Origin of the sequence: Pseudomonas sp. Pseusp11, assembly GCF_047304405.1 — a bacterium.
Lineage (GTDB): Bacteria > Pseudomonadota > Gammaproteobacteria > Pseudomonadales > Pseudomonadaceae > Aquipseudomonas.
The window spans coordinates 39937-57286 of the sequence record NZ_JBGLZF010000029.1; the positions used below are offsets into that span (position 1 = coordinate 39937).

Below are 17350 nucleotides of genomic sequence, written 5' to 3' on the forward strand. Positions count from 1 at the left end.
CTAAAATGACTGCTTGCTATTCTTGAGTCACCAAAGTGACTGTAGAGGCCAATTTAGGCTCTAGTCGGCCCTTGGCAAAGCTGCTACTCTCGGCGCGCTTTGTGACTTCTCGGCCTATGTAAAGCCAGATTCACCAATAGACAAACACCAATAATAATCGCATCAAATGCGGTGTTGAATTCGCGTTGCTGAGGAGTGGGCTTCCATGATCGAAGACTTTTGGAAGGATAAGTACCCAGCTGGAATTGCTGCCGAGATCAATCCAGACGAGTACCCGAATATTCAGGCAGTGTTGAAGCAATCCTGCCAACGCTTCGCTGACAAACCGGCATTCAGCAACCTGGGCAAGACAATCACCTACGGTGAGCTGTACGAATTGTCCGGTGCCTTTGCCGCTTACCTGCAACAGCATACCGATTTGCAGCCAGGCGATCGAATCGCCGTGCAATTACCCAATGTGTTGCAGTACCCGGTCGCCGTCTTCGGTGCCATCCGCGCCGGGCTGATCGTGGTCAACACCAACCCGCTGTACACCGCGCGGGAAATGGAACACCAATTCAACGACTCCGGTGCCAAAGCCCTGGTCTGCCTAGCCAACATGGCGCACCTGGCCCAGACCGTCGTGCCGAAAACCGGCGTCAAGCACGTGATCGTCACTGAAGTGGCCGACCTGCTGCCGCCGCTCAAGCGTCTGCTGATCAACAGCGTCATCAAGTATGTGAAGAAGATGGTCCCGGCGTATCACTTGCCCAAGGCCATCAAATTCAACGACGTGCTGAGCAAAGGCCATGGCCAGCCAGTGGCTGAAGCCAACCCGGCCAGCAGCGACGTGGCGGTGCTGCAATACACCGGCGGCACCACCGGCGTGGCCAAGGGCGCGATGCTGACCCACCGCAACCTGGTGGCGAACATGCTGCAGTGCAAGGCGCTGATGGGCTCCAACCTTAACGAAGGTTGCGAGATCCTGATTACCCCGCTGCCGCTGTACCACATCTATGCCTTCACCTTTCATTGCATGGCGATGATGCTGATCGGTAACCACAACATCCTGATCAGCAACCCGCGCGATCTGCCGGCGATGGTCAAGGAACTGTCGAAGTGGAAGTTCAGCGGTTTCGTCGGCTTGAACACGTTGTTCGTCGCGTTGTGCAACAACGAAGCGTTCCGCAAGCTGGATTTCTCGAACCTGAAAATCACCCTGTCCGGCGGCATGGCCTTGCAACTGGCCGCGGCTGAACGCTGGAAAGCGGTCACCGGTTGCCCGATCTGTGAAGGTTACGGCATGACCGAAACCAGCCCGGTGGCCACGGTGAACCCGAGCCAGAACATCCAGATCGGCACCATCGGTATCCCGGTGCCGTCGACCCGGTGCAAAGTCATCGACGATGCCGGCGTTGAACAGCCGTTGGGCGGCATCGGTGAACTGTGTGTGAAAGGTCCGCAAGTCATGAAGGGCTACTGGCAGCGTCAGGAAGCCACCGATGAAATACTCGACAGCGAAGGCTGGTTGAAGACCGGTGATATCGCACTGATTCAGCCCGATGGCTACATGCGCATTGTCGATCGCAAGAAAGACATGATCCTGGTCTCCGGTTTCAACGTGTACCCCAACGAACTGGAAGACGTGCTGGCGACCCTGCCGGGCGTGCTGCAATGCGCGGCCATCGGCGTGCCGGACGAGAAGTCGGGGGAGGCGATCAAGATCTTCATCGTTGCCAAACCGGGCGTGACCCTGACCAAGGAACAGGTGATGGAGCACATGCGCGCCAACGTCACCGGCTACAAGGTGCCCAAAGCCGTGGAGTTCCGCGACGCGCTGCCAACCACCAACGTCGGCAAGATCCTGCGCCGCGAGTTGCGCGACGAAGAGCTGAAGAAACTGGGCATGAAGAAAGTCAGCGCCTGATCAAACAAAAGCCCCGCAGATGCGGGGCTTTTTGTTTAAGACGGTATCAAGAGCGCTTTTGTGGCGAGGGAGCTTGCTCCCGCTCGGCTGCGCAGCAGTCGTAAAAGCAGCCAGCGGCCTGATCAGGTGAATCGAGGTGCCTGATTTAGGGGCGCTACGCACCCCAGCGGGAGCAAGCTCCCTCGCCACAGGGGACTCTTTGATGGCTTGAGAGGATTACTGGCGGAACTGCGCGAAATTGACGTTGGTGCCCGCCGGACGCATGTCCTGCAGGTACGAGTCCTTGTCGGCGCTCAGTTCCAGGCTCAGGGCGGCCTTGCGTTTGCCCTGGTTGCGCACCACCAGGCCTTCGAGCTTCTCGCGCAGGAACACCGTCGGCACTTTCAGGTGCAGCAGTTCGTCGGTGTCCGGGGTGTGCATCAGCAAGTGAATCCATTCGTACTGACCAATGGCCAGCCGCGCGACCGGGATATCGAACCAGAAAATGTTGCGGTTACGGTTCAATTCGGTGAAATGGCAGTTGTTGACGCCAAGCACGGCACCGCCAAGTTCCTGGTTTCTGCGGGCAATGGCCTGCTTTTTATCGAGTTTCATAACGTTCCTACGGGATTGGATCTTCAGCGCCATGGCCTGAATACGTTGCGCATTCTCGGTGCAAAGCCTGCAAACATAAAGCTTGATCTGCGTAGAACGATGAAATGTCGCAACGGTCGAACTACGAAATTGTTTCAAAGTCGCCAAGTAGGCTACTTTGTTGTAGAAAACGGCCCCTTGAGTCGCCATGACTTCAACCTTTTTGCGGCGAGACGCTAATGTTTTTCCCGACCATGAAAGGTCTGCCCCTGCATCGCGTGATGATGCGCACGGTCACCGAGTTCGTCGCCGACGAGATGTCGACCTATGCCTCGGCGCTCGCCTATCAGATGCTGTTCTCGCTGTTTCCTTTCATCCTGTTCCTGATTGCCCTGATCGGCTTCCTGCACTTGCCGGACTTCTTCTCCTGGCTGCGCCTTCAGTCGGAACTGGTGCTGCCGCCCCAGGCGCTGGAGCAGGTGAACCCGGTGATCGACCAGCTCCAGCAATCCAAGGGCGGTTTGCTCTCGGTAGGTATTGTGATCGCCCTGTGGACCGCGTCCGCCGGTGTGCGGCTGATGATGAGTGCGATGAACGCCGCGTACGACGTGGTTGAAGGCCGTCCGGTGTGGAAGCGTTTTCCGCTGTCGATTTTCTACACCATCGGCATTGCCGGCATGCTGCTGGCCGCCGCTGCGCTGATGGTGCTCGGGCCGCAGGTGATGGCCTGGATCGCTTCGCAAGTGGGCCTTGAAGATTTCATCGTGACCGTCTGGACCATCGCGCGCTGGCCGGTGATCGTGATTCTGTTGATGATGGCGGTGGCGCTGATTTATTACGTCATGCCCGACGTCAAACAAGAGTTTCGCTTCATCACCCCGGGTGCGGTGTTGTCCGTGGTGGTCTGGATCGTCGCTTCGCTGGGCTTCGGCCTGTACGTCAAAACCTTCGCCAACTACAACGCCATGTATGGCAGTATCGGCGCGATCATCGTGTTGTTGCTGTACTTCTATATTTCCGCCGCGGTGCTGCTGCTCGGTGCGGAAATGAACGCGGTGATCGAGCACATGTCCTCCGAAGGCAAGAAACCCGGTGAAAAGGTGCACGAAGAACCCAAACAGCATGTCTCAGGACTGGGACGAGATCACTCAATCCAGCCGACCACTGACGAAGTCATAAAATGATCCGTGAAATTCTGAAAATGGGCGATGAACGCCTGCTGCGCATTGCTCCGCCGGTGCCGGCGGAAATGTTCGACAGCCCCGAGTTGTGGCAACTGATCGACGACATGTTCCAGACCATGGAAAGCGTCGGCGGGGTCGGCCTGGCCGCGCCGCAGATCGGTGTCGACCTGCAACTGGTGATCTTCGGTTTCGAGCACAGCGAACGCTATCCGGACGCCGAAGCGGTGCCGCAGACGATTCTGATCAATCCGCTGATCACGCCATTGAGCGCGACCCTCGAAGAGGGTTTCGAAGGCTGCCTGTCGGTGCCGGGTCTGCGCGGGGCGGTGGATCGCTATCAGCAGATTCGCTATGAAGGCTTTGATCCCAAGGGCGAGCCGATCGTGCGCATTGCCTCCGGATTTCATGCACGGGTGGTGCAGCATGAATGCGATCACCTGATCGGCCGGTTATACCCCTCGCGCATCACAGACTTCAGCAAGTTCGGGTTTACCGAAGTGATGTTCCCGGACCTTGATCCTGCGGCGGACGATTGAATCGCTAAAGGATCGCTGTTCATGCCGAACCTGGTTGCAAACCCATGGCAATCATCGGTTTGCTGCGCGCATAACGGCTCAACCGTTCGGCCAGGGCGTAGGGCAGGGGCGGGTCGAAGGTAAAGCCGCGACGCTCATAAAAGCCACGTAAATCCGGATGGCAGAACAGCCAGACCGGCTCTTCAAGGTGCTTGACGGCGTGAGCGATCAACGTCGCGGCGATTCCTTGTTCGCGACAGCTCGGGTCGACAAACAGCCCGGTCAGCCAATGCCCGCCGGCCACCGGCCGCAAACACAGCGCCGCGATGATCTCTTCACGTCTTGCGACCCACAATTGAGCGTCTCGCACCGCTTTCATCGACGATTGGTGGGCGCGGTAAAACTTGTTCATCAACGGCCATAATGGCTCGTCGAGCAAGGTGTACTGGGTGTTGGGCATGGGCTCGGACAGTCGGTGGGCAGGGCACAGATTATAAAAGAACACGCGCGCCGGGATAGGTGTATACCTGATCTCACATCCCCCCTGTGAGTGGAGTACGCATCATGTCCAAAGGTATGGAATCAAAGAAAGCCGCAAAGAAAAAACCGGCGAAAACCGCGATTGAAAAACGCGCGGACAAGAAGGCCAAGAAGGTGAATGTGTTCGGCCACTGATCCCGCGTCAATGGAGCCCGAGTCCTCGGGCTCCGATTTTTTACGTCTATCGAAATAACCAAACAATCTGCAAGAAATCCCGGCGCCGTTGCACAGAGGGGGATTGGTCCCCGTTCTGAGCAAAGCCATGCCCCATTACTTCGACGCTGCCCACCGTGAAGAAATCGAAACCCTGCGCCAACGTTTCACCGCTCGCACCGAGTGGCCGACCTGGTTGCTGCTGATCGGCGTTTACGTCTGCTGGTTCAGTATTGTGCTGGGCAGTGCCCGGTTGGGGCTCTGGTGGAGCACGTTGTTGCTGATTCCACTGCTGGTGTTGTGGTTGTCGGTGCAGCACGAATTGCTGCACGGTCATCCCACCCGTTGGCCAATGCTGAATAAAGTCCTGGGTTATGCGCCGTTTGCGGTCTGGTATCCCTACACCTTGTACCGCGACAGCCATTTGCTGCATCACCGCGACGAAGACCTGACCATCCCAGGTAGCGACCCGGAAAGCCGTTACCTGAGCGCTGAACAGTGGCGGCGCAGTTCGCTGTTCGAACAGGGCCTGCACTGGCTGAACAAAACTGTGCTGGGGCGCTTCGTCATTGGTGCGCCACTGGCCTTGCTGGCGCTGGTGCGGGAGGAGCTGCAACGGCTGAAAACGGGTGAGCGCCAAGCCTGGGCAATGTGGCTGAGTCACGGTTCGCTGACCCTGCTGATGCTGGCGTTCATCGCGCGCTACAGCGTGCTGCCGGTCTGGTATTACCTGTTGCTGATCAGCGTGCCGGCGCTGTCGATTGCGATGATTCGCTCCTACTATGAACACCGTCCGCATGCGCAACCGGAGCAACGCACCGTCATCAATGAAGCGGGGTGGCCGTGGCGCTGGCTGTTCCTGAATCTCAATCTGCACCTGGTGCACCACGACTTGCCGGGGTTGCCCTGGTACGACTTGCCACGGGTGTACCGCGCGCGTCGCGAGCAATGGCTGACGCGCAGTGGCGGGTTTCTGGTGCGGGGTTATGGCCAGTTGGTGCGTCAGCACGGAGTGAGGGCAATCGATAGCCCACGGCATCCGTTTCATTGATAGGCGTCAAAAGATCGCAGCCTTCGGCAGCTCCTACAGGTGTATGCCGATTCAATGTAGGAGCTGCCGAAGGCTGCGATCTTTTGACTTTCACTGGTGAAGAAATATTCGATGACACAACACCTCGCTGAGTTACTGATGTATGTCGCTCCCGAGCCAATCCGCCAGGCCAACGAGCGTTGGCTGCAGCATATCGTCGAACAGCTCGGCAGCACCCGCCTTGATGCCGAAGAACTGTCGCTGATGGACCTTTGGCTATCCCCGCACCTGCTGCTGACCCAAACCTGCGGCTACCCGTTGATGACTGCCTTGCGCGGTCGCGTCCGGGTCATTGGTCGTCCTCGTTATGAACTGCCGGACAGCAGCGGCGGCAACCATTGCAGCCTGTTGCTGACTCGCGCCGATGATCCTCGAAGAACCTTGTCGGCCTTGCGCGGCAGTCGCGGTGTGATCAACGGCGAAGACTCCAACAGTGGCATGAACCTGTTGCGTCACCGACTGGCGCCGTTGCACCGCGACGGGCAGTTTTTTGCCAGTGTCGCCATCAGCGGCAGCCACCGCGAAAGCCTGCGTTGGCTGCGTGACGACCTGGCAGACCTGGCCGCCATCGACAGCGTGACCTTCGCCTATCTGGCGCAGCACGCCCAGGCAGAAGTCGCTGGCTTGAGAGTATTGGCGCGCACCGCGTTCAGTCCGACGTTGCCGTACATCGCTGCGGCCGGCACCACTGATGTGCAGGCTGAACAGCTTCGACAGGTGATGAATCAGACGTTGAAGGAACTGCCCGATGTCGCCGAGACGTTGGGCCTGCAAGAAGTGTTGCCGGCCCGCGAGAGCGACTATCAGATCGTGCTCGACTACCAGCAAGAGGCCGAAGCGTTGGGGTATGGGCGGTTGCGGTAGCTTCGGAAAAAGATCGCAGCCTTCGGCAGCTCCTACAGGATGTACGCCATCCAAATGTAGGAGCTGCCGAAGGCTGCGATCTTGGCGATCTACATAATTCGTTTATGGAATATAAAAATTCATTTTAAGTATTTTTAATGAATAAGGCTCCTTGCTAGGATCGCGCCACCGGATCACCGGACATTCAGCGACCCCTAACCCAAGGAGCCCCTATGTCCGGCGCCGACGTTTCTCATCGCAATGACGTGGGCGGATTGTTCCGCGCCCACTACACCTGGCTGTGCGCACGTCTGCGCCGAAATCTGGGAGCCAGTCCCAGTGTCGAAGACATTGCCGCCGAAACCTTCGTGCAACTGCTCGAGTCGCCAGGCCTGACGCCGATTCGCGAACCCCGCGCCTTGCTCACCACCATCGCCCAGCGATTGATTTATCAGTTGTGGCGCCGCCGGGATCTGGAACGCCAGCACCTCGACCAGTTACCGCCGGTTGACCCGGTCGGTGGGCCATCGCCTGAAGACCTGGCGCAGTTCTCCCAGACCCTGAAGCAGCTGAATCGAACCCTCGATCGCCTGCCGGGCAAGGTCAGGGCAACGTTTCTATTGTCGCGAATCGACGGCCTGACCTACCCACAAATCGCCGCCGAACTGGGCATTTCCCAGCGTTCGGTCAGCGTTTACATGACCCGTTCCCAGGCACTGTGCGCGCTGCACAGCGCCAACGAACCCCTGAATCGAACATCCTTGAACCGAACACCCCAGACCCGGAGGTCCGCATGAGATCGATCAAAACCCTGCTCAGCAGTTCGCTGCTGGCCCTGAGCCTAGTGGCTGGCCATGTTCCCGCCGCAGAAAAAACCACACCCATCCATTTCGGCGACATCACCTGGGAAAGCGGCAGCCTGATCACCGAGATCCTGCGGCTGATCGTCGAGAAAGGTTATGGCTATCCAACCGACACCTTGCCCGGCAGCACCGTCAGCCTCGAAGCCGCGTTGGCCAAGAACGACATTCAGGTGATCGGCGAAGAGTGGGCCGGGCGCAGTCCGGCCTGGGTCAAGGCGGCATCGGAGGGCAAAGTGTTTGGTTTGGGCGATACCGTCAAAGGCGCCACCGAAGGCTGGTGGGTGCCGGAATACGTGATCAAGGGCGACCCGGAACGCGGCATTAAACCCTTGGCGCCGGAGCTGAAATCCGTCGCCGACCTGGCGCGTTACAAGGACGTATTCCGCGACCCCGAAGACCCAAGCCGCGGACGTTTCCTCAACAGCCCGACCGGCTGGACGTCGGAGATCGTCAACAGCCAGAAACTCAAGGCCTATGACCTGACCGCCAGCTACGTCAACTTCCGCACCGGTTCCGGCGCGGCGCTGGATGCCGAGGTCGCTTCATCGATCCGCCGGGGTAAACCGGTGCTGTTCTACTACTGGTCGCCGACGCCACTGTTGGGTCGCTTCAAACTGGTGAAACTCGAAGAGCCACCGTTCGACGCGCAAGCCTGGAAAACCCTGGCCGATGCCAACAATCCGAACCCCAAGGGCACGCGTTCGATGCCGGCCAGCCTGGCCATCGGCGTGTCGGCACCGTTCAAGGCACAGTATCCGGACCTGGTGGCGTTCTTCGAAAAGGTCGATTTGCCGATCGATCTGCTGAACCAGACCCTGGGGCAGATGAGCGAAAAACGCCAGCAACCGCGTCAGGTCGCCGAAGCGTTTTTGCGCGATCAGCCGCAAGTGTGGAAGGGCTGGGTGCCGGGTGAGGTAGCGAGCAAAGTGAGTGCGAGTTTGTAGTTCAGCGGTGTTTGATAGATAGCTATCGCGGGCTTGCCCGCGAAGCGATCTAAAGCCTTACACCAACTCCGCCGCCAACGCCGCTTTCACGCTTGGCCGCTGATCAACCTGCGCCTGAAACCGGGCCAACGCCGGCCAATCATCCAGATCAATTGCAAACAGCCGGGCCCACCGCAACACCGTAAACAGATACGCATCGGCAATGCTGAACCCGCCGGGCATCAAGTAATCCTGCCGCTCCAGCGTCCGGCTCAACACGGCAAAGCGCTTGAACAGTTTCTCTTTGATGAGCGCCTTCACCTCGTCCGGAAATTGCGGATTGAACAGCCAACCCAGCCCGCCATGAATCTCGGTCGAAACGAAGTTCAGCCATTCCTGTAACCGCACCCGCTCGAACGTTCCGCTCGCCGGTGCCAGGTTTGCCTCCGGGTGCAGATCCGCCAGGTACTGCAGGATCGCCGGGCCTTCGGTCAGCACATCGCCGTTATCCAGCTGCAATGCCGCGACGTAGCCTTTGGGGTTAATGGCGAGGAAGTCATCGCCGGTGACGGTTTTCTTGCTGCTGTTGTCGACGCGGACCAACTCGAACGGCAGCTCCAGTTCGCGCAGCACAATGTGCGGCGCCAAGGAGCAGGCTTGCGGGGCGTAATACAACTTCATGGGCAGGGCTCTGGTTGCGGATTTGCGCCAGTGTCATAGTGCGCGGCACCCTCGGTAAAATTAATCTTTCAGAAAACTGCCATTAGGAAAGCTACTGTCATGATGAACCTGATGCATTGGCGAATGGTGGTGGCGGTGGCCGATACCGGCAACATTACCCGCGCCGCTGAGCGGGTCGGCATGACTCAGTCCGGTGCCAGCCAGGCACTGGCCTTGATTGAAGAAACCCTGGGCGTTCAGCTGTTCAGCCGGGAAAACCGCCAGACCTTGCCGACCGCCATCGGCTTGCCGGTGATCGAACAGGCGCGAACCATGCTCGGCGCCCTGGAAAATATTCGCAGCACCGTCGATGCCGCTAAAGGCATTCAGCTCGGGACGATTCGTCTGGCCAGTTTTCCTTTGGTGCTGACGACGTTCCTGCCGTCACTGTTACGCCAGTTCAATCGGCTGTATCCCGGCATTCAAGTGGTGGCGCTGGAGGTCAGCGACGATGAAGTGGAAACGTTGCTCAGTGCCGGGCTGGTGGATGTCGGTGTGGCGTTGAACCCGGCACCCGCGCGTAATGTCGGGCGTTTGGGGCGTGATGCCTGGGTGGCGGTTCTGCCCGGTGGCCATCCTCTGGCGCGCCGCTCGAATGAAGAGGGCGTCTCACTGGCGGAACTGGCGGAGCAACCCTTTGTGCTGGCCACGGGCGGGTGCTCGACCAATGCCCGCAGCCTGGCGGCTGATGCCGGGTTGCAACTGCTGGATGTGCGGGCCGAGGTGCGTGAGTGGAGCAGTGCGTTCACCCTGGTGCGGGAAAACATCGGCGTGACCCTGGTACCGGAAATGACCCTGCCGACTAATCGCCAAGGCTTGCGGATAGTGCCGGTGACGCCGCGCATCGACCGGGAGTTTGCCTTGGTAGTCGCGCCCGACAAAGAACCTTCGGCGGCGGTGCGGGCGCTACTGAGGATGCTCGCAGAACATCAGTTATCGGCTGATTCGTCCGGGAACTGAAAAGGAGGGTGATCAACCCTTGCCGCCGAGCGGCAGAGGTCGACCGACCTCATGCTACAGCGCAAGAACCACGTTGCCCGGATTCTGGAGACGCACCGTCAAGGAAACCTAATGGGAATGTCGAACTCCTGAAATGCATCGTCCACCGGCCTATAACCCAACACCCGGGTAGTTTCACTGAGGTCCAGGCGTTTGAAACGGTTATTGGAAATACCGTGGGCGATCAGGTGTTGCACACCTTCGACCTCCACAGAGAGTTGCAGCAACTGCACTGCATCACGAGGGCTGAGCCATGCACTCAGGTCGCGAGCGTTGGTCAATTCGTGACGGTCCGTAAACTCGAAAGCGCCAATGCGTATGGCAATGCTCGAGAGGTTGTGTTTGGCAGCGTAGAACGCACACAAGGCTTCGCCATAACACTTGCTGACGCCATACAGATTGGCCGGCATCACCTGCATGCCCGGTGTGATCTGCCGGTCCACCGGATAGCCCTCGATGGTCTGCGCGCTGCTGGCGAACACCAATCGTTTACAACCTGCAGCCACGGCGGCTTCGAACAGGTAAGTGGTGGCCAGAATATTGTTGGGCAGTAACTCATCGAAAGAGGCGGTGGCGTGAGGGATGCCGGCCAGATGCACAATGACGTCGATGCCTTTCAGCACTTCGCTTATGGCGGTGAGGTCGGACAGGTCCAGGCGTACAAAGCGATGCGGTGCTTCGACATTGAAGTCAGGCTCGATGCGATCCGTCAGCACGAAGGTGTAGCGGTCCTGCGAAGCTTCAAAAAAGGTTTTGCCGATTCTGCCGCAGGCGCCGGTCAGCAGTACGTTGAGTCCGTTCATGGGGTTCTCTTTTTATGGAAGGGCAGAGGGAGCGGGTTTGGCGTTATGGCACGCCGTTGCAGGCGTGTTCCATGAACCCCGGTCGCAGCGCCAGTCGTTGGCAATACGCGTCGACGGCGGGATAGTCCGGGCGCTCCATCGGGGTCATCCGCCAGCGGTTGACCGACAAGCCGATGAGGATATCGGCCAGGGTGAACCGAGGTCCGGCGACATACGCACCGGTCGACGCGAGTTGCTGTTCGAGGATGCCCATTTTCGCGTTCCAGCCGCGAACGCCATCGGCGATCCGCTGCGAGTCCTGGAAGTTCGGCAATTGCCGCACCAGCGCAAAAAAGGCGTAGCCCCAGGACGGATTGAGTTCGGTGGCTTGCCAATCCATCCACTGTTCCACCCGAGCGCGCGCCGCTGGTTCGATGGGCAACAGGTCGGTGTTTTGGTATTTGCCCGCCAGATAGCGGCAGATGGTGTTGGACTCCCACAGCACGCCGGCTTCGTCGATGAGCACCGGCACCTGTGCGTTAGGGTTGAGCTGGAGAAATTCCGGACTCTGGGTCGAGGCAAAACCGCTGCCCCAGTCTTCCCGTTCGTAGGAAACGCCCAGTTCGTCGCAGGCCCACAGGACCTTTCTGACGTTGATTGACGAGGCCCTACCCAAAATCTTCAGCGCATGTCCCATTGAGCTTCTCCGTTTGCTGTTACAGGTGTGCCGGGAATCTAGCACGAGCAAAGGGATGATTGCGTATCAGGTACTCTCGCGCACCTTCAATTCAAACCCCATGTCCTGCACCGGTTTGGCCACCGAATTGCCGGCCATCAAGGTCAGCATCAACTCGGCCGAACGACGGCCAATGGCCTCTCGAGGCGTATTGATGCTACTCAGGCGCGGCACCATGTGTTCGGACATGGGCAGGTCGTTGAAGCCGAGGATCGCCACCTGTTCGGGGATCTTGATCCCACAGCGCAAGGCTTCAAGCAATGCGCCCTGGGCCAGGTCGTCGTTGCCGAAGAAGATCGCATCGAGGTCCGGATGACTGGCCAGCAGTTGCAGAAACAGCTCACCGCCCAAACCGACGGAGGAGGGGCGCGGGGTCAGCACTTCCAGATCAGGATCATACAAACCGGCCTTTTGCAGCGCGCGGCGGAAACCTTCGCCCCGCAGCAACGTGCGCTGGTCCAGTTGCGCACCGATGTAAGCCAGGCGTTTGCGACCGCGTGACAGCAAATGCTCGGCCGCCGTTTCGCCGGCGGCCAGTTGCGAAAAACCGACGCAATTGAGTCCCGCCGCACTGTCCAGCTCCATCATGTAGACGCAGGGAATGTTGCTGGCCTCGATCATCCGCCGCGAACTTTCGGTACGGTCGAAACCGGTCAGCAGCAAGCCGCGCGGCTGATAAGCCATGTAGTTGCGCAGCAGGTTTTCTTCTTCATCGCGCGAGTAGTGGTAGTTACCGATCAGCACTTCGAAGCCCTTTGGTCGCAAAACCTGATGAATGGCTTCCAGCGTGTCGATGAACAGCAGGTTGGATAATGACGGTACCAACACCACAACGGAATGGCTCTGCGCCGAGGCCAGGGCGCGGGCGGCGGGGTTGACCACGTAGTTCAGTTCGAGGGCGGCCTTCTGGACTTTTTCCACCAGTTCGGTGGCCACCGTGCTGACGCCACGCAGGGCGCGGGAGGCCGTAATCGGGCTGACACCGGCCAGGCGCGCGACTTCGTTGAGGGTAGGACGGCCAGTGGTTCGTGTATTTTTATCGTTTTTAGGGGTATTCATCGGACGGCTTGCCAAACAAAATTCAAGGCACTAAGGTAGCGCTGTCTCGATGCAGCTGCAAATGCGTGAGCGGGGTTTGCCTGATCCTCGCTTTTCGGCATCGGGAACGAACATGCTGCAACCCACAAAAATGACAAGAAGGCGTCGGCAACATCTGCTTTTGCACTAGAGTTTTACGTAGCAAAGGTAGCGCTGTCTGCGCGCTGAGGTGTTACATGAATCATTCCATCACCGCCCTGGTCATCATGGGCGTTGCCGGTTGCGGCAAGACGTGCGTCAGCCAGGCCCTGTGCCAGCTCAGCGGCGCGACCGCCATTGAAGGCGACACTTTCCACCCTGCCGCCAATATAGAAAAGATGAGCGCGGGTATCCCCCTGAACGACGAAGACCGTGCCGGCTGGCTCGACAGCCTGTGCGATGAACTGCGCCGCGTCGACGCCCGTGGCGAGCGCCCGGTGCTGACCTGTTCGGCCCTCAAACACAGTTACCGCGAACGCTTGCGCAGTGCCTTGCCGGGCCTGGGTTTTGTGTTCCTTGAGCTGACCCCTGAAGTCGCCGCCGATCGTGTCTCCCATCGGCCGGGCCACTTCATGCCGTCGACCCTGATCGACAGCCAGTTCGCCACCCTTGAATCGCCCGTTGGTGAGCCCCTGACCCTGGCTCTGGACGCTTCGAGCCACAGCGTCGACGAATTGGCCGCTCAGGCCCACCGCTGGTGGCTCGATCACGGCTTGAAACTCGCCAGTTGAGTTTTGCTCCAAGAGATAGCGCTGTCCTGACGGCTTCTGATTAATCGCTTTAATAACAACAACAAACAGGAGACACCCCCCATGTTTGGCATGTCCCACGAGTCGTTTCTGCTGCTCGATGCAGTGGTCACGGTGATCGGCTTGATTGTCCTGATCACCAAGTTCAAGTTTCACCCGTTCATTGCATTGATCATCGCCGCCGCGTTCCTCGGGCTGACCTCCGGCATGCCGATCGGCACCATCATCAAGGCGTTCCAGGATGGTTTCGGCGGCGTTCTCGGTTTCGTCGGGATCATTCTGGCGCTGGGCACCATGCTCGGCAAAATGATGGCCGAGTCCGGCGGGGCGGATCAGATCGCCCAGACCCTGATTCGAGCCTTCGGCAAGGACAAGGTGCAGTGGGCCATGATGTTCGCGGCCTTCCTGGTCGGCATCCCGCTGTTCTTCGAAATCGGCTTCGTGCTGCTGATCCCGCTGGTGTTCATCGTCGCCCGTCGTACCGGCGTATCGATCATCAAGATCGGTATCCCGCTGCTGGCCGGTCTGTCCGCCGTGCACGGTCTGGTTCCTCCGCACCCGGGGCCGTTGCTGGCCATTGGCGTGTTCGGTGCCGACATTGGTAAAACCATTCTCTACGGCCTGATCGTTGCGCTGCCGACCGCCATCATCGCCGGTCCGATCTTCGGTACGTTCATTGCCAAGCACATTCCCGGTCATCCGAACCAGGAGCTGGTGGATCAACTGGTGCGCGATGAGGATGCAGGCGATCTGCCTAGCTTCGGCATTACCTTGGTTACCGTGCTGTCGCCTGTGTTCCTGATGCTGCTCAAGACCTTTGCCGATGTGGCGCTGCCGGACGGCAACTTCTTCCGCACTTTCATGGACCTGATCGGTCACCCGATCTCGGCGCTGCTGCTGGCATTGCTGCTGTCGCTGTACACCTTCGGCTACAAGCAGGGCATCGGTTCGCAACAGATGCTCAAATGGCTGGACGCGAGCCTTGCGCCGACCGCCGCGATCATCCTGATCATCGGTGCCGGTGGCGGCTTCAAGCAGATGCTGGTTACCAGCGGTGTAGGTGATGTGATCGGTCACATGGCGGTGGCTGCACAGATCTCGCCGATCCTGCTGGCCTGGCTGGTAGCCGCGGTGATTCGCATCGCGACCGGTTCGGCAACTGTGGCGACCATCACTGGCGCCGGCATCGTGGTGCCGGTAGTGGGGATGATTCCGGGTGTGAACCGTGAGCTGCTGGTGCTGGCCACCGGTGCCGGTTCGTTGATCCTGTCCCACGTCAACGACGCCGGTTTCTGGCTGGTGAAGCAGTACTTCAACATGACCGTGGCGGAAACCTTCAAGACCTGGACCGCGATGGAAACCATCCTGTCCGTGGTAGGCCTGGGCTTCATCCTGCTGTTGTCATTGTTCGTCTGACACGAACGGCCAACACAAAAAAACCGCAGCGATGCGGTTTTTTTGTGGGTGAGATCTAACCCAATGTCGAGCAAGCTTTTTGTGGCGAGGGAGCTTGCTCCCGCTCGGCTGCGCAGCAGTCGTAAATCCGTCCACCGTGTTCTATCTGAAAAAAACATGGTGATTGGTTTTGGGGCCGCTTCGCGACCCAGCGGGAGCAAGCTCCCTCGCCACAGATGTTTGTTCTCCGCAGGTTTTTTGTAGTCAGGCGTTGGTTTTGGTGACCAACCCATCCGCCCGGAACATCCCGCGAATCCCGCGTACAGCCTGACGAATCCGGTCCTGGTTTTCGATCAGCGCGAAGCGCACATGATCGTCCCCGTACTCACCAAACCCGACACCCGGCGAGACGCAGACCTTGGCCTCGGCCAGCAGTTTCTTGGCGAACTCCAGCGAGCCCAGGTGTGCATACGCCTCGGGAATCTTGGCCCAGACGTACATCGACGCCTTCGGGTTCTCGACCATCCAGCCCAGTTCATGCAGACCTTTGACCAGCACGTTGCGACGCTGGCGATACTGTTCGGCAATATCGCGCACGCATTGCTGATCGCCTTCCAGCGCCGCGATGGCCGCAACCTGCAGCGGGGTGAAGGTGCCGTAGTCGTGGTAACTCTTGATCCGCGCCAGAGCGTTGACCAGTTCCGGGTTGCCGACCATGAAGCCGATGCGCCAGCCCGCCATGTTGTAGCTCTTGGACAGGGTGAAAAACTCCACCGCGATGTCCTTGGCGCCGGGCACTTGCATGATCGACGGGGCTTTCCAGCCGTCGTAGACGATGTCGGCGTAGGCCAGGTCGTGCACCACCAGAACGTCGTACTGTTTGGCGAGGGCGATCACCCGTTCGAAGAAGTCCAGCTCCACGCACTGGGCAGTGGGGTTGGACGGGAAGCCGAGGATCATCATTTTCGGTTTCGGGATCGAACCGCGAATCGCCCGTTCCAGCTCGGCGAAGAAATCCACGCCAGGGATCAGCGGCACCGATCGCACCTGGGCACCGGCAATCACCGCACCGTAGATGTGAATCGGGTAGCTCGGGTTTGGCACCAGCACGGTGTCGCCCTGGTCGAGGGTGGCCAGCATCAAATGCGCCAGGCCTTCCTTGGAACCGATGGTGACGATGGCTTCGTTTTCCGGGTCGATATCAACCTGGTAGCGATCCTTGTACCAATTGGAAATCGCCCGGCGCAGGCGCGGAATCCCTTTGGACGTGGAGTAGCCGTGGGTGTCTTCGCGCTGGGCGACGGTGACCAGTTTTTCGACAATGTGCGGCGGCGTGGCGCCGTCGGGGTTGCCCATGCTCAAGTCGATGATGTCTTCGCCACGACGACGGGCGGCCATCTTCAGCTCGGCAGTGATGTTGAAAACGTAAGGAGGGAGTCGATCTATGCGCGCAAAGCGGCGCGGCGAACCTTGTTCGGCCATTGTTGCCTCGAATAACGTAAGCGCCCGGAACCGTCCGAGCGACGCTGGCCACTGCGGTGGCCTGTGGCGGAATGTAAGGGCAGGTGTGGCAAACTGTCCAGCCTCTACGTGAACAATTTTTTCCGAAGGAAACGGGTTGATGGAATTTACCAGCGGCTTCCTGCTCAGCCTTTCACTGTGCCTGGACATCGGCGTGGCCAATATCGCGATGATCACGCTGGCGATGCAGCGCGGCTATTTCCAGGGTTTTGCCTTGGGGCTGGGGACTTGCGTCGGCGATCTGATTTACGCCGTGCTGGCACTGGCCGGCATGACCGTATTGCTGCAATACGAAACCGTGCGTTGGGTGTTGTGGATCGGCGGGTCGGCGTTGCTGCTGTACTTCGCGGCGAAGATGATTCATTCGGCGATCTACCACGATGCCGTGTTGGCCGCGACCGCCGACGTTGGCCACAACTCCCATCGCAAAGAGTTCTTGCGGGGGATTTTCCTCGCCATGTCGTCGCCCAGTGCGATTCTCTGGTTCGCCGCGGTGGGCGGCACCCTGATTGCCCGTTCCGGTGGCGGCGGCACCCTCAGCTCGGCGTTGTTTCTCGGTGGATTTCTCTGCGCGGGAATTCTCTGGTGCGTCACGCTGTGCTTCGCGGCGAGCCATGGCGGCAAGCTGCTTGGAGACAAACTGCTGCGTTATTCCTACATGGCATCGGCGGCGATCTTCTGCTATTTCGCGGTCTATGTGATTCTATCTGGGTACAACGAGTTTGTCGGAGCGTCCACCGCCGGGCAGCTTCCCGCGCTCTGACTGGGCGAATCGGGTTTG

At 59.2% G+C, this 17350-nt stretch carries 18 protein-coding genes; 11 read left to right on the forward strand and 7 right to left on the reverse strand.

Annotated elements, in window-relative coordinates:
- Positions 1-205: 205 nt before the first annotated feature.
- A complete protein-coding gene (gene fadD1 / locus ACCC96_RS21655) occupies positions 206-1906 on the forward strand; it encodes a long-chain-fatty-acid--CoA ligase FadD1 (protein WP_413696859.1) in 1701 nt (566 codons plus the stop codon).
- A 216-nt stretch (positions 1907-2122) separates the two neighbouring features.
- On the opposite strand, the gene ACCC96_RS21660 is transcribed toward fadD1, so the two are convergent.
- Entirely contained in the window at positions 2123-2500 is a 378-nt protein-coding gene (locus ACCC96_RS21660; protein ID WP_018926454.1) for a hypothetical protein, read from the reverse strand.
- A 218-nt stretch (positions 2501-2718) separates the two neighbouring features.
- Between ACCC96_RS21660 and ACCC96_RS21665 the strand changes: the two genes are divergently transcribed.
- Positions 2719-3663 (forward strand): YihY/virulence factor BrkB family protein, encoded by a 945-nt coding sequence (locus tag ACCC96_RS21665; RefSeq protein ID WP_018926452.1) that lies wholly within the window; start codon positions 2719-2721, stop codon positions 3661-3663.
- Entirely contained in the window at positions 3660-4199 is a 540-nt protein-coding gene (gene def / locus ACCC96_RS21670; protein ID WP_413696860.1) for a peptide deformylase, read from the forward strand. The genes ACCC96_RS21665 and def overlap by 4 nt, the downstream gene beginning before the upstream one ends.
- 19 nt (positions 4200-4218) lie before the next feature.
- Here the strand turns inward: def and ACCC96_RS21675 are convergent, their stop codons facing one another.
- Positions 4219-4638 carry a GNAT family N-acetyltransferase gene (locus ACCC96_RS21675; protein ID WP_018926450.1) on the reverse strand — a complete coding sequence of 140 codons (420 nt, stop codon included), beginning with the start codon at positions 4636-4638 and terminating at the stop codon, positions 4219-4221.
- A 342-nt stretch (positions 4639-4980) separates the two neighbouring features.
- Here ACCC96_RS21675 and ACCC96_RS21680 point away from each other — a divergent pair, with 342 nt between their 5' ends.
- The 4 genes from ACCC96_RS21680 to ACCC96_RS21695 all read left to right on the forward strand — a co-directional run bounded on the left by ACCC96_RS21680 (position 4981) and on the right by ACCC96_RS21695 (position 8611).
- A complete protein-coding gene (locus ACCC96_RS21680; RefSeq protein WP_413696861.1) occupies positions 4981-5922 on the forward strand; it encodes a fatty acid desaturase in 942 nt (313 codons plus the stop codon).
- 111 nt (positions 5923-6033) lie between these two features.
- Positions 6034-6825, forward strand: a complete 792-nt coding sequence (locus tag ACCC96_RS21685; RefSeq protein WP_413696862.1) for a phosphate/phosphite/phosphonate ABC transporter substrate-binding protein — start codon at positions 6034-6036, stop codon at positions 6823-6825.
- A gap of 212 nt (positions 6826-7037) precedes the next feature.
- Positions 7038-7601, forward strand: a complete 564-nt coding sequence (locus ACCC96_RS21690) for a sigma-70 family RNA polymerase sigma factor (RefSeq protein ID WP_413696863.1) — start codon at positions 7038-7040, stop codon at positions 7599-7601.
- On the forward strand, positions 7598-8611 hold the full coding sequence (locus ACCC96_RS21695) for an ABC transporter substrate-binding protein (RefSeq protein ID WP_413696864.1): 1014 nt from the start codon (positions 7598-7600) through the stop codon (positions 8609-8611). The genes ACCC96_RS21690 and ACCC96_RS21695 overlap by 4 nt, the downstream gene beginning before the upstream one ends.
- Before the next feature lie 57 nt (positions 8612-8668).
- On the opposite strand, the gene gstA is transcribed toward ACCC96_RS21695, so the two are convergent.
- A complete protein-coding gene (gstA, locus tag ACCC96_RS21700) occupies positions 8669-9271 on the reverse strand; it encodes a glutathione transferase GstA (RefSeq protein WP_413696865.1) in 603 nt (200 codons plus the stop codon).
- A gap of 99 nt (positions 9272-9370) precedes the next feature.
- On the opposite strand from gstA, the gene ACCC96_RS21705 reads away from it, so the two are divergent.
- Positions 9371-10270 carry a LysR family transcriptional regulator gene (locus ACCC96_RS21705; RefSeq protein ID WP_413696866.1) on the forward strand — a complete coding sequence of 300 codons (900 nt, stop codon included), beginning with the start codon at positions 9371-9373 and terminating at the stop codon, positions 10268-10270.
- Positions 10271-10368: 98 nt separating this feature from the next.
- Here the strand turns inward: ACCC96_RS21705 and ACCC96_RS21710 are convergent, their stop codons facing one another.
- The 3 genes from ACCC96_RS21710 to ACCC96_RS21720 form a co-directional block, all read right to left on the reverse strand.
- Complete coding sequence (locus ACCC96_RS21710) at positions 10369-11112, reverse strand: NAD-dependent epimerase/dehydratase family protein (RefSeq protein WP_413696867.1); 744 nt, start codon at positions 11110-11112, stop codon at positions 10369-10371.
- Positions 11113-11155: 43 nt separating this feature from the next.
- Positions 11156-11788 carry a glutathione S-transferase family protein gene (locus ACCC96_RS21715; protein WP_028939399.1) on the reverse strand — a complete coding sequence of 211 codons (633 nt, stop codon included), beginning with the start codon at positions 11786-11788 and terminating at the stop codon, positions 11156-11158.
- A gap of 66 nt (positions 11789-11854) precedes the next feature.
- Complete coding sequence (locus ACCC96_RS21720; RefSeq protein ID WP_258672629.1) at positions 11855-12886, reverse strand: LacI family DNA-binding transcriptional regulator; 1032 nt, start codon at positions 12884-12886, stop codon at positions 11855-11857.
- Positions 12887-13101: 215 nt separating this feature from the next.
- Between ACCC96_RS21720 and ACCC96_RS21725 the strand changes: the two genes are divergently transcribed.
- Positions 13102-13635 carry a gluconokinase gene (locus ACCC96_RS21725; RefSeq protein WP_019651720.1) on the forward strand — a complete coding sequence of 178 codons (534 nt, stop codon included), beginning with the start codon at positions 13102-13104 and terminating at the stop codon, positions 13633-13635.
- 81 nt (positions 13636-13716) lie between these two features.
- On the forward strand, positions 13717-15069 hold the full coding sequence (locus tag ACCC96_RS21730; RefSeq protein WP_413696868.1) for a GntP family permease: 1353 nt from the start codon (positions 13717-13719) through the stop codon (positions 15067-15069).
- A 243-nt stretch (positions 15070-15312) separates the two neighbouring features.
- Here the strand turns inward: ACCC96_RS21730 and alaC are convergent, their stop codons facing one another.
- Positions 15313-16530, reverse strand: a complete 1218-nt coding sequence (gene alaC, locus ACCC96_RS21735; RefSeq protein ID WP_018926437.1) for an alanine transaminase — start codon at positions 16528-16530, stop codon at positions 15313-15315.
- 139 nt (positions 16531-16669) lie between these two features.
- On the opposite strand from alaC, the gene ACCC96_RS21740 reads away from it, so the two are divergent.
- The gene (locus ACCC96_RS21740) at positions 16670-17332 is read left to right on the forward strand and encodes a LysE family translocator (protein ID WP_413696869.1); all 663 of its coding nucleotides are present in this window, start codon (positions 16670-16672) and stop codon (positions 17330-17332) included.
- Positions 17333-17350: the final 18 nt, after the last annotated feature.

What these genes read in the sequence shown, in the direction of transcription:
- fadD1 (WP_413696859.1), top strand. Translation starts at nt 206, where the DNA reads ATGATCGAAGACTTTTGGAAGGATAAGTACCCAGCTGGAATTGCTGCC.
- ACCC96_RS21660 (WP_018926454.1), bottom strand. Translation starts at nt 2,500, where the DNA reads ATGAAACTCGATAAAAAGCAGGCCATTGCCCGCAGAAACCAGGAACTT.
- ACCC96_RS21665 (WP_018926452.1), top strand. Translation starts at nt 2,719, where the DNA reads ATGTTTTTCCCGACCATGAAAGGTCTGCCCCTGCATCGCGTGATGATG.
- def (WP_413696860.1), top strand. Translation starts at nt 3,660, where the DNA reads ATGATCCGTGAAATTCTGAAAATGGGCGATGAACGCCTGCTGCGCATT.
- ACCC96_RS21675 (WP_018926450.1), bottom strand. Translation starts at nt 4,638, where the DNA reads ATGCCCAACACCCAGTACACCTTGCTCGACGAGCCATTATGGCCGTTG.
- ACCC96_RS21680 (WP_413696861.1), top strand. Translation starts at nt 4,981, where the DNA reads ATGCCCCATTACTTCGACGCTGCCCACCGTGAAGAAATCGAAACCCTG.
- ACCC96_RS21685 (WP_413696862.1), top strand. Translation starts at nt 6,034, where the DNA reads ATGACACAACACCTCGCTGAGTTACTGATGTATGTCGCTCCCGAGCCA.
- ACCC96_RS21690 (WP_413696863.1), top strand. Translation starts at nt 7,038, where the DNA reads ATGTCCGGCGCCGACGTTTCTCATCGCAATGACGTGGGCGGATTGTTC.
- ACCC96_RS21695 (WP_413696864.1), top strand. Translation starts at nt 7,598, where the DNA reads ATGAGATCGATCAAAACCCTGCTCAGCAGTTCGCTGCTGGCCCTGAGC.
- gstA (WP_413696865.1), bottom strand. Translation starts at nt 9,271, where the DNA reads ATGAAGTTGTATTACGCCCCGCAAGCCTGCTCCTTGGCGCCGCACATT.
- ACCC96_RS21705 (WP_413696866.1), top strand. Translation starts at nt 9,371, where the DNA reads ATGATGAACCTGATGCATTGGCGAATGGTGGTGGCGGTGGCCGATACC.
- ACCC96_RS21710 (WP_413696867.1), bottom strand. Translation starts at nt 11,112, where the DNA reads ATGAACGGACTCAACGTACTGCTGACCGGCGCCTGCGGCAGAATCGGC.
- ACCC96_RS21715 (WP_028939399.1), bottom strand. Translation starts at nt 11,788, where the DNA reads ATGGGACATGCGCTGAAGATTTTGGGTAGGGCCTCGTCAATCAACGTC.
- ACCC96_RS21720 (WP_258672629.1), bottom strand. Translation starts at nt 12,886, where the DNA reads ATGAATACCCCTAAAAACGATAAAAATACACGAACCACTGGCCGTCCT.
- ACCC96_RS21725 (WP_019651720.1), top strand. Translation starts at nt 13,102, where the DNA reads ATGAATCATTCCATCACCGCCCTGGTCATCATGGGCGTTGCCGGTTGC.
- ACCC96_RS21730 (WP_413696868.1), top strand. Translation starts at nt 13,717, where the DNA reads ATGTTTGGCATGTCCCACGAGTCGTTTCTGCTGCTCGATGCAGTGGTC.
- alaC (WP_018926437.1), bottom strand. Translation starts at nt 16,530, where the DNA reads ATGGCCGAACAAGGTTCGCCGCGCCGCTTTGCGCGCATAGATCGACTC.
- ACCC96_RS21740 (WP_413696869.1), top strand. Translation starts at nt 16,670, where the DNA reads ATGGAATTTACCAGCGGCTTCCTGCTCAGCCTTTCACTGTGCCTGGAC.